This is a genomic window from Dietzia sp. DQ11-38-2, assembly GCF_014145055.1.
Classification (GTDB): Bacteria; Actinomycetota; Actinomycetes; order Mycobacteriales; family Mycobacteriaceae; genus Dietzia.
Genome location: NZ_JAALDW010000130.1, coordinates 1 through 7,574, shown reverse-complemented (window position 1 = coordinate 7,574; position 7,574 = coordinate 1). Strand labels below are relative to the sequence as shown.

At 69.2% G+C, this 7,574-nt stretch carries 11 protein-coding genes; 3 read left to right on the top strand and 8 right to left on the bottom strand.

The window, feature by feature from the left end; translation table 11 throughout:
* Positions 1 to 630: DEAD/DEAH box helicase (locus tag G6026_RS05105; RefSeq protein ID WP_182612412.1), on the bottom strand; the 630-nt coding region annotated here is incomplete at its 3' end.
* 67 nt (positions 631 to 697) lie between these two features.
* Between G6026_RS05105 and G6026_RS05100 the strand changes: the two genes are divergently transcribed.
* Genes G6026_RS05100 through G6026_RS05090 form a run of 3 tightly spaced genes read left to right on the top strand, consistent with a single transcriptional unit; the run spans position 698 to position 2,800 of the window.
* Positions 698 to 1,459 carry a 3'(2'),5'-bisphosphate nucleotidase CysQ gene (locus tag G6026_RS05100; RefSeq protein WP_156607221.1) on the top strand — a complete coding sequence of 254 codons (762 nt, stop codon included), beginning with the start codon at positions 698 to 700 and terminating at the stop codon, positions 1,457 to 1,459.
* Between the two features lie 10 nt (positions 1,460 to 1,469).
* The gene (locus G6026_RS05095) at positions 1,470 to 2,270 is read left to right on the top strand and encodes a thymidylate synthase (RefSeq protein ID WP_182612411.1); all 801 of its coding nucleotides are present in this window, start codon (positions 1,470 to 1,472) and stop codon (positions 2,268 to 2,270) included.
* A gap of 17 nt (positions 2,271 to 2,287) precedes the next feature.
* Entirely contained in the window at positions 2,288 to 2,800 is a 513-nt protein-coding gene (locus G6026_RS05090; RefSeq protein WP_107757005.1) for a dihydrofolate reductase, read from the top strand.
* Between the two features lie 15 nt (positions 2,801 to 2,815).
* Here the strand turns inward: G6026_RS05090 and G6026_RS05085 are convergent, their stop codons facing one another.
* The 7 genes from G6026_RS05085 to G6026_RS05055 form a co-directional block, all read right to left on the bottom strand.
* The gene (locus tag G6026_RS05085; RefSeq protein ID WP_107757006.1) at positions 2,816 to 3,430 is read right to left on the bottom strand and encodes a DUF1707 domain-containing protein; all 615 of its coding nucleotides are present in this window, start codon (positions 3,428 to 3,430) and stop codon (positions 2,816 to 2,818) included.
* Between the two features lie 13 nt (positions 3,431 to 3,443).
* Positions 3,444 to 3,830, bottom strand: coding sequence for a DUF302 domain-containing protein (locus G6026_RS05080; RefSeq protein ID WP_107757007.1), 387 nt, complete (start codon positions 3,828 to 3,830; stop codon positions 3,444 to 3,446).
* Positions 3,831 to 3,902: 72 nt separating this feature from the next.
* Complete coding sequence (locus G6026_RS05075) at positions 3,903 to 4,169, bottom strand: metal-sensitive transcriptional regulator (protein WP_017836249.1); 267 nt, start codon at positions 4,167 to 4,169, stop codon at positions 3,903 to 3,905.
* Positions 4,170 to 4,309: 140 nt separating this feature from the next.
* Entirely contained in the window at positions 4,310 to 5,431 is a 1,122-nt protein-coding gene (locus G6026_RS05070) for an NDMA-dependent alcohol dehydrogenase (RefSeq protein WP_107757009.1), read from the bottom strand.
* 134 nt (positions 5,432 to 5,565) lie between these two features.
* Entirely contained in the window at positions 5,566 to 5,949 is a 384-nt protein-coding gene (gene trxA, locus G6026_RS05065; protein WP_107757010.1) for a thioredoxin, read from the bottom strand.
* Positions 5,950 to 6,105: 156 nt separating this feature from the next.
* Positions 6,106 to 7,026, bottom strand: a complete 921-nt coding sequence (locus G6026_RS05060) for an alpha/beta hydrolase (RefSeq protein ID WP_107757011.1) — start codon at positions 7,024 to 7,026, stop codon at positions 6,106 to 6,108.
* Positions 7,027 to 7,083: 57 nt separating this feature from the next.
* On the bottom strand, positions 7,084 to 7,574 hold a 491-nt coding region (locus G6026_RS05055), incomplete at its 5' end, for a GMC oxidoreductase (protein WP_241727947.1).

Here is a 7,574-nt window from a genome sequence, read left to right as displayed (position 1 = left end):
GGTGGCGGACAGGCCCACCCTCCGGGCCGGGGTGTCCAGCAGCTGGTCCAGTCGCTCGAGGCTCAGGGCGAGGTGGGCGCCGCGCTTGCTGGCGGCCACCGCGTGGATCTCGTCGATGATCACCGTGTCGACCGTGGCCAGTGTCTCCCGTGCCGCCGAGGTGAGCAGGAGGAACAGCGACTCGGGCGTGGTGACCAGCACGTGCGGCGGCCGGGAGCGTTGCCGGCGGCGCTCCTCCGGAGGGGTGTCGCCGGTGCGGATCCCCACCGTCACCTCGGCCGTCCGCACCCCCAGGGACGCGGCCTGACGGGCGATACCGGCCAGCGGCGCCCGGAGGTTGCGCTCGACGTCCACGGCCAGCGCCTTGAGCGGGGAGATGTAGAGGACGTGCGTGCCGGGCGGGCGCTCAGCCGAGCCGTCGGTATCACCCCCGCCCCCCAACATCAGCCGGTCGAGCGAGTCGAGGAACGCCGACAGCGTCTTGCCCGACCCCGTCGGGGCCACGACGAGCGTGTGGGCGCCGCTCGCGAGGGAATCCCACGCCCCCTCCTGCGCCGGGGTGGGCCGGTCGAACGCCCCACGGAACCACGAGGCCGTGGCCGGGTGGAACCGCTCCAGTGCGTCGGACATGAACTCATGATGTCCCACGACTACGACACCGTCCCGATCGCCGCCCCTCCTCCGTAGAGTGTCTGCCATGCACAGCGACAGCACGCGTGATCTCGACGACGATGACCTCGCCTGCTTCCTCGCCACGGGGATAGGGGACATCGTCCGGGGCACGCGCGCCGGAGGGCTGCTCCGCGGACGATCGCTGGCCCGTGTCGCCAACGAGGTCGCGCAGAACTGGACCGACGAGGTGCTGGCCGTGCACCGTCCGGACGACGGCACCCTCTCCGAAGGGGTGTCCGACGACCTGAGCAGGTTGGACAAGTCCCGGGTCTGGATCATCGACGTGATCGACGGCACCAAGGAGTTCTCCACCGGCCGATCCGACTGGTCGGTCCACGTCGCGCTCGTCGTCGACGGGTACCCCACCGTCGCCTCGGTGGGACTGCCCGACTCGGGCCGAGTGTTCCGTTCGGACCAGGTCGACTACGTGGACGGCCCCCCCTCGGGGACCATGGTCATCAGCCGCAACAACCCCCCGCCCGGGGCGCTCCAGGTCGCTGACGCGGTCGGTCTGCAGGTGCGTCCCATGGGTTCCGCCGGGGCCAAGATGCTCTCGGTTCTGCTGGGCGACGCGGACGCCTATCTTCACGCCGGCGGTCAGGACGAGTGGGACCAGGCCGCGCCGGTGGGCGTCGCCCTGGCCGCGGGGCTGCACGCCTCGCGCCTCGACGGGACGCCCATCCGGTTCAACAAGCCCGACACGCACTCCCCGGACGTGCTGATCTGCCGCCCCGAGCTCACCGAGAAGATCCTGGCCGCCCAGGCCGCGCAAGCGACTCGAACGTAGACTGCCGGTCATGACCGTCCCCACCCCGTACGAGGACCTTCTCCGACTCGTCCTGGAGCACGGCAGCCCCAAGTCCGACCGCACGGGGACCGGCACCCGCAGCCTGTTCGGCCACCAACTGCGCTATGACCTGGCGGCGGGGTTCCCTCTGATCACCACCAAGCGCGTCCACTTCAAGTCGGTGGCCTACGAACTGCTGTGGTTCCTGCGCGGGGACTCCAACGTCGGCTGGTTGCGCGAGAACGGCGTGAGCATCTGGGACGAGTGGGCCGACGAGCGCGGCGAGCTCGGGCCCGTCTACGGCGTTCAGTGGCGGTCCTGGCCCACCCCCGACGGGCGGCACGTCGACCAGATCGCGGCGTCGGTGGACCTCCTGCGCTCCGACCCGGATTCCCGTCGGAACATCGTCTCCGCGTGGAACGTGGGCGAGCTGTCGGACATGGCGCTACCGCCGTGCCACCTGCTGTTCCAGTTCTACGTGGCCGACGGCAGGCTGAGCTGCCAGCTCTACCAGCGCAGCGCCGATCTCTTCCTGGGCGTCCCGTTCAACATCGCCTCCTACTCGCTGCTCACCCACATGGTGGCCCAGCAGGTCGGACTGGAGGTGGGCGAGTTCATCTGGACCGGTGGCGACTGCCACATCTACGACAACCACGTCGAGCAGGCGCGGACCCAGCTGGCCCGCGAGGCCTTCCCCTACCCGGAGCTCCGCCTGCGGCGGGCCGACTCGATCTTCGACTATCGCTTCGAGGACTTCGACGTGGTCGGGTACGAGCACCACCCGGGCATCAAGGCCCCGGTCGCGGTCTGAGCGCGGCGGAGGCGACCGTGCCGGTGCGGATGGTGTGGGCGCAGGCCCGCGGCGGGGTGATCGGCGACGGCCGGGACATGCCCTGGTACGTCCCGGAGGATCTCGCGTTCTTCAAGCAGACCACCGCGGGCCTGCCGGTGGTGATGGGTCGGGCCACCTGGGAGTCGTTGCCGGAGCGGTTCCGGCCCCTGCCCGGCCGGCGCAACATCGTCTGCACCCGGGACGCCGAGTGGGCGGCCAGCGGGGCCGAGCGCGCATTGTCGGTGGCCGAGGCGCTGGCGTCGGCCGGACCCGACGCCGTCGTCATGGGCGGCGGACAGATCTACGCCGCGGCGCTCGTCGCGGCGGACGAGTGCCTGGTCACCGAGATCGACGCGGACGCCCCGGGGACCGTCCTCGCCCCGGAGCTGGACGGGACCTGGGAGCGGGTCGAGGTGGGCGACTGGATCACCGACCCGCGTAGTCGCGTCGAGGGCTACGACGACGAGGTCCGGCACCGTCACACGGTGTGGCGCCGTCGGCAGGGGTGAGCCCTCGGCGCGACGCTAGAACCACTTCCAGGTCTTGGGGATCCGCTCCCCCGCGGCGAGGATCTTGATCTTCACGCCGGCCATGAAGCCGTTGATCTCGAAGTCCAGGTGGGGGCCCCCACGGACGTCGTAGCGGCCCTCGTCGATCTTGAGCTCGGACCACGTCCGGTTGCCGGTCACCGCGACCGAGACACCCGGGGGGAGCAGGATCTTGGCGTTGGCAGCCCACAGATCGAGCTTGATGTGCGTGCGTGGGCGGTCGACCACCGCCTCACGGGCGTCGAGGAAGATCTCACCCATCCAGGACGTCAGCCGGTAGTCATCCGGGAGGGACCACCGGCCCTCCCGCTTGAGCGTGTCGAAGACCGAGGTCCTCTTCTGACTCTCGTCCACGGTGATCGCCCCTGTCGGCCGGGTGGCCGGCGGCTGCGCCGAGGTCGGGGGCGGCCCGGCGGCGCTGTGCATCGGCAGCCCGCTCAGGGCCGCCTCCAACTCGGAGGGGCAGGTGGCGGACCAGATGCGGGCGGCCCGGTCCGAGAACTCGGCGAGGGACAACTCCCCCCGGCCCACCATCGCCTCCAGTCTCTGCTGGGCGAGGGCCCGGGGATCGGTGTGCGGCTCCTGGGTCATGCCCCAAGGCTACTCAGCGGGTCAGGTCCTTCATCATCGACCGCATCTGCGCGGACAACTCGTCCGCCATGTCCTGGAGGCCACCAGAGATGACCTGCGCCAGCAGCGCCGGGTTCTGCGCCTCGATGACGCATCCCCCGGATGACTCACGGACCACGACGTTGCAGGGCAGCATCAGCGCGACCTCCTTGCTCACGTCGAACGCCTCGCCCGCGAACCCGGGATTGCAGGCGCCGAGGATCAGGACGCGCTCGATGTCCTTGTCGATCTTCTTCTTGAGGGTCGCGGTGAGGTCGATCTCGTGGAGGATCCCGAAGCCGCGGTCGGCGAGCGCCTCGCGGGTGGCCTCCACCGCCTCGTCGAACCCCATCGCCGTGTACGTACCGATTCCGACGTCCATGTCGTAGTCCTCACGTCTGTGGTCGGGTGTCTGCGGGTGCCGGGGCCAGCATCCCACGGTCTCTGGCCGCGGTCAGGCGAGCGAGAGGAAGAGTTTCTCCAATTCGGCGACCGTGATGCCGTCCTCACCGGACTCGCCGTCGGCGGCCAGGCACTCCTGGATGTTGGTGCTGATGATCTTGAATCCGGCACGGTCCAGCGCCTTGGAGACCGCGGCCAACTGCGTGACGACATCCTTGCAGGGACGCTCCTGCTCGACCATGTCGATCACCGCGTTCAGTTGCCCCCGCGCCCGGCGCAGGCGGTTGAGCACCTGGGTCCTCGCCTCGTCGTCAGCCATACCAGGCCCTCCTGCTCTCTCGCGGATGCGTGTCGATCCACGGCCCATTGTACCCATGGGGGTATTTCTGTCCAGTCCGGGATACGGCGAGGGCCCCGGCCCACCTCTGCCGAGGGGAACCGGGGCCCGGGCCGAGGCGATCAGTCGTCGTGGACGATGATCCCGCGGACCATGCCCTGTCCACCCGACTCCATGATCTCGTACCCCTCGTTGACCTGGTCGAGCGTGAAGCGGTGGGTGATCAGCTCGTCGAGCTTCAGTTGCTTCTCGTCCCACAGCCGCAGAATGTTGGGGATGTCGTGGAAGGCGTTGGCCGAGCCGAACAACGATCCCTTGATGACCTTCTCGTACTGCGAGACGAACAACCCCGTGAGGTTGATGGACTGGTTGTCGAGTCCGCCCATCGAGGTCAGGACCACGACCCCACGCTTGCCCACCATGTCGGTGGCGTCGGCGGTCACCTTCGCATCGGCCACACCAATCGTGATGATGGCCTTCTCCGCCATGGCGCCCCAGGTCAGGCCCGGCAACTCGGCCTTGGCCTGCTCCACGTCTGTGTAGACGTGGGTCGCACCGAACTCCTGGGCCTTGGCCAGCTTCGACTCGTCGGTGTCGATGGCGAGGATGAATCGCGCCCCGGCGTGCTTCGCGCCCTGGATCGCGTTGATACCGATGCCACCGATGCCGAAGACCACCACGGTGTCCCCGGCCCGGACATCGGCCGAGTAGACGGCGGATCCCCAGCCGGTGGTGACGCCGCAGCCCACGAGCGCCGCGACCTCGAAGGGGATCCAGTCCTGGACCTTGACCACCGAGTTCATATTGGCGACGGTGTACTGCGAGAACGTGCCGAGGGTGCACATCGCACCCGCGGTCTCACCATTGGCGAGGGCGAACGGGTAGCGGCCGTCGGCCATCTCGCCGATGGTGCCGTTGAGTCCGCCGTCGCACAGGTTGGTCATGCCGCGGGCGCAGGCCGAGCACTTGCCGCAGGCCGGGATGAACGAACCCACCACGTGGTCGCCGGGCTGGACGTGGGTCACGCCCTCCCCGACCGCCTCGACGACGCCCGCACCCTCGTGCCCGCCGACGATCGGAAGACGCCCGGGCAGGTCACCACTGGTGATGTGGAGGTCGGAATGGCACAGGCCGGCGACCTTCCACTTGACGAGCACCTCGCCGAAATTGGGACCGTCGAGCTCGGCCTCGACGATCTCGAACGGCTTGCCCAGCTCGCGGGCGATGGCGGCCTTGGTCTTCATTCGACTCCCTCCGGGCGCGACGGGGGGATCCCGCCACTGGAACGTGTTCTCATCACGATATCCGCATTACTGGCGCGGAGCTCGCTGATTCGAGAACGTGTTCTTGTTTTGCGCCCGGACGGACGTGGCCGGACTCAGGCCCGGGCGTCGCCCTGCTGTGCCTGCGCCTCTTCGACGGCCTTGCGGACCTCGTCCATGTCGAGACCCTTGATCTGCTCGACCAGGTCGTCGAGCGCCTGCTCAGGGATCGCGCCGGAATGACGGAACACGGCGATGCCCTCACGGAACGCCATGAGGGTGGGGATCGACTGGATCTGGAGCATGGCGCCCAGCTGCTGCTCCGCGTCGGTGTCGACCTTCGCGAAGACGAGCTCGGGGTTCTTGCCGGAGACCTTCTCGAACACCGGCCCGAAAGCCTTGCACGGGCCGCACCACTCGGCCCAGAAGTCCACCAGGACGATGTCGTTGTCGGTGACGGTCTTCTCGAAGTCGGCGGTCGTGATGTCGACGGTGGTCATACGATTGCCCTCCTAGCGGGACGGGGCGACTCTCGTCCCGTCGTCTCTCGTCGCCAGCCTACGGACAGCCCGCGCCGACGACGACCTTCTCGCACGAACCATACCCATGCGGGTATTCACGGCCGTGCAGTGTGGAACAACGCCGCCCGATCGGGGTTATTCCCCGGACGCCCCCTGCCGGGGCGGGGAGCCGAGGATCTCCGCGAGGAACCACTCGAGTTGGTCGAGGAACACGGCGTTGTCGTCACCGGCCACCATGTGGCCCGCGTCCGCGACCTCGTGCGTGTAGGCGTGCGGGAGATGTCGCAGCAGGTGGGCCACCGACTCGTCACTGACGATGTCGGAACGCGACCCCCGGATGAGCATGGTCGGTTCGGACACGTGGGGCACGATCCCCTCGAAGTAGTCGTTTCCGATCTCGGCGTTGTCTCCGGTGGCGCCCGCGACGAAACGTGGGTCCCAGTGCCAGTACCAGCGGCCGTCGTCCTTCTGTCGGAGGTTCTTGCGCAGGCCGTCGAGGTTCGATGGACGACGACGATTCGGTTGATAGGAGGCGATCGCGTCCGCGGCCTCCTCGAGGTCCGCGAACCCGTCGAGACCGGAACGCATGAACTCCCCGATCCGCTCCACACCCTCCGCCTCGATCCTCGGGGTGACGTCCACCAGCACCAGCGCCCGGGCGACGGGCTTGCCCGTCCCCAGCGCCAACAGCCCGGTCAACCCGCCCAGCGAGGCCCCGACGAGCACCGGCAGCCGGTCGGTGAAGCGTGCGGCCACGATCAGTTCCAGGTCGTCGACCATGCGGTGGATGTCGTAGTCCCCGTCGTCCGCCCAGTCGCTGTCCCCGTGACCGCGCGCGTCCATCGTCGTCACCCGGTACCCCTCGGTCGCCAGACGCCGGGCGGCGCGGTTCCACGAGTTCCGGGTCTGCGCTCCGCCGTGCAGCATGAGGATCTCGTCGACCGGATCGGCTCCACCGGACGGCTCCCACACGTCGCCGACGAGCATCCCGGCCGCTCCGGCGACCGTGAACGACCGGGGCTCGACGGTCTCGATCTCCAACTCGCTACTCGTCATGTTGACCCTTCCGCCCGCACCCCCACCGCTGCGGTGGAACGTGTTCTCGTATCGGTTCTACCACGAGTCCCGGTGGACCACTCGCGCGGCGAGGTCCTCGGCCACCGCGAGAACCGACAGGTAGGGGCCGCACCGCGGCAGTGTCGGGAACACCGAGGCGTCGGCCACCCGCAGCCCCTCGCACCCCAGGACCCGGCCGGAGTCGTCCACGACCTCGCCGATCCGCGCCGACCCCGCGAGGTGCTGGGAGGTGGACCGGATCGGATCCGGCCGCGGCGCGCCATCCGGGATCCCCAGTCCGTCCGCGACCGCCCCGGCGGCGTGCTCCAGAGCGGCGGCGTCGAGGGGGTCGTCGGCCAGCACCACGTGAGGACCGCTGTCCGCGGTGCTCCCACCTCGGATCCGTCCCCGACCCACGGGGTTCATCAGCGCCACCCCGATCCGGTGCGGCTGGGATTCCAGTCCCGGGATCACCCGGTGCATCGGAACCGAGTAGGGCCGCACCTCGATCTCCACGGGGCCCTTCGGCCCGGGCAGAGTCAACCGCA

Coding starts and splice junctions, on each gene's coding strand:
- G6026_RS05100 (WP_156607221.1), top strand. CDS start 698: ATGCACAGCGACAGCACGCGTGATCTCGACGACGATGACCTCGCCTGC.
- G6026_RS05095 (WP_182612411.1), top strand. CDS start 1,470: ATGACCGTCCCCACCCCGTACGAGGACCTTCTCCGACTCGTCCTGGAG.
- G6026_RS05085 (WP_107757006.1), bottom strand. CDS start 3,430: ATGACCCAGGAGCCGCACACCGATCCCCGGGCCCTCGCCCAGCAGAGA.
- G6026_RS05080 (WP_107757007.1), bottom strand. CDS start 3,830: ATGGACGTCGGAATCGGTACGTACACGGCGATGGGGTTCGACGAGGCG.
- G6026_RS05075 (WP_017836249.1), bottom strand. CDS start 4,169: ATGGCTGACGACGAGGCGAGGACCCAGGTGCTCAACCGCCTGCGCCGG.
- G6026_RS05070 (WP_107757009.1), bottom strand. CDS start 5,431: ATGAAGACCAAGGCCGCCATCGCCCGCGAGCTGGGCAAGCCGTTCGAG.
- trxA (WP_107757010.1), bottom strand. CDS start 5,949: ATGACCACCGTCGACATCACGACCGCCGACTTCGAGAAGACCGTCACC.
- G6026_RS05060 (WP_107757011.1), bottom strand. CDS start 7,026: ATGACGAGTAGCGAGTTGGAGATCGAGACCGTCGAGCCCCGGTCGTTC.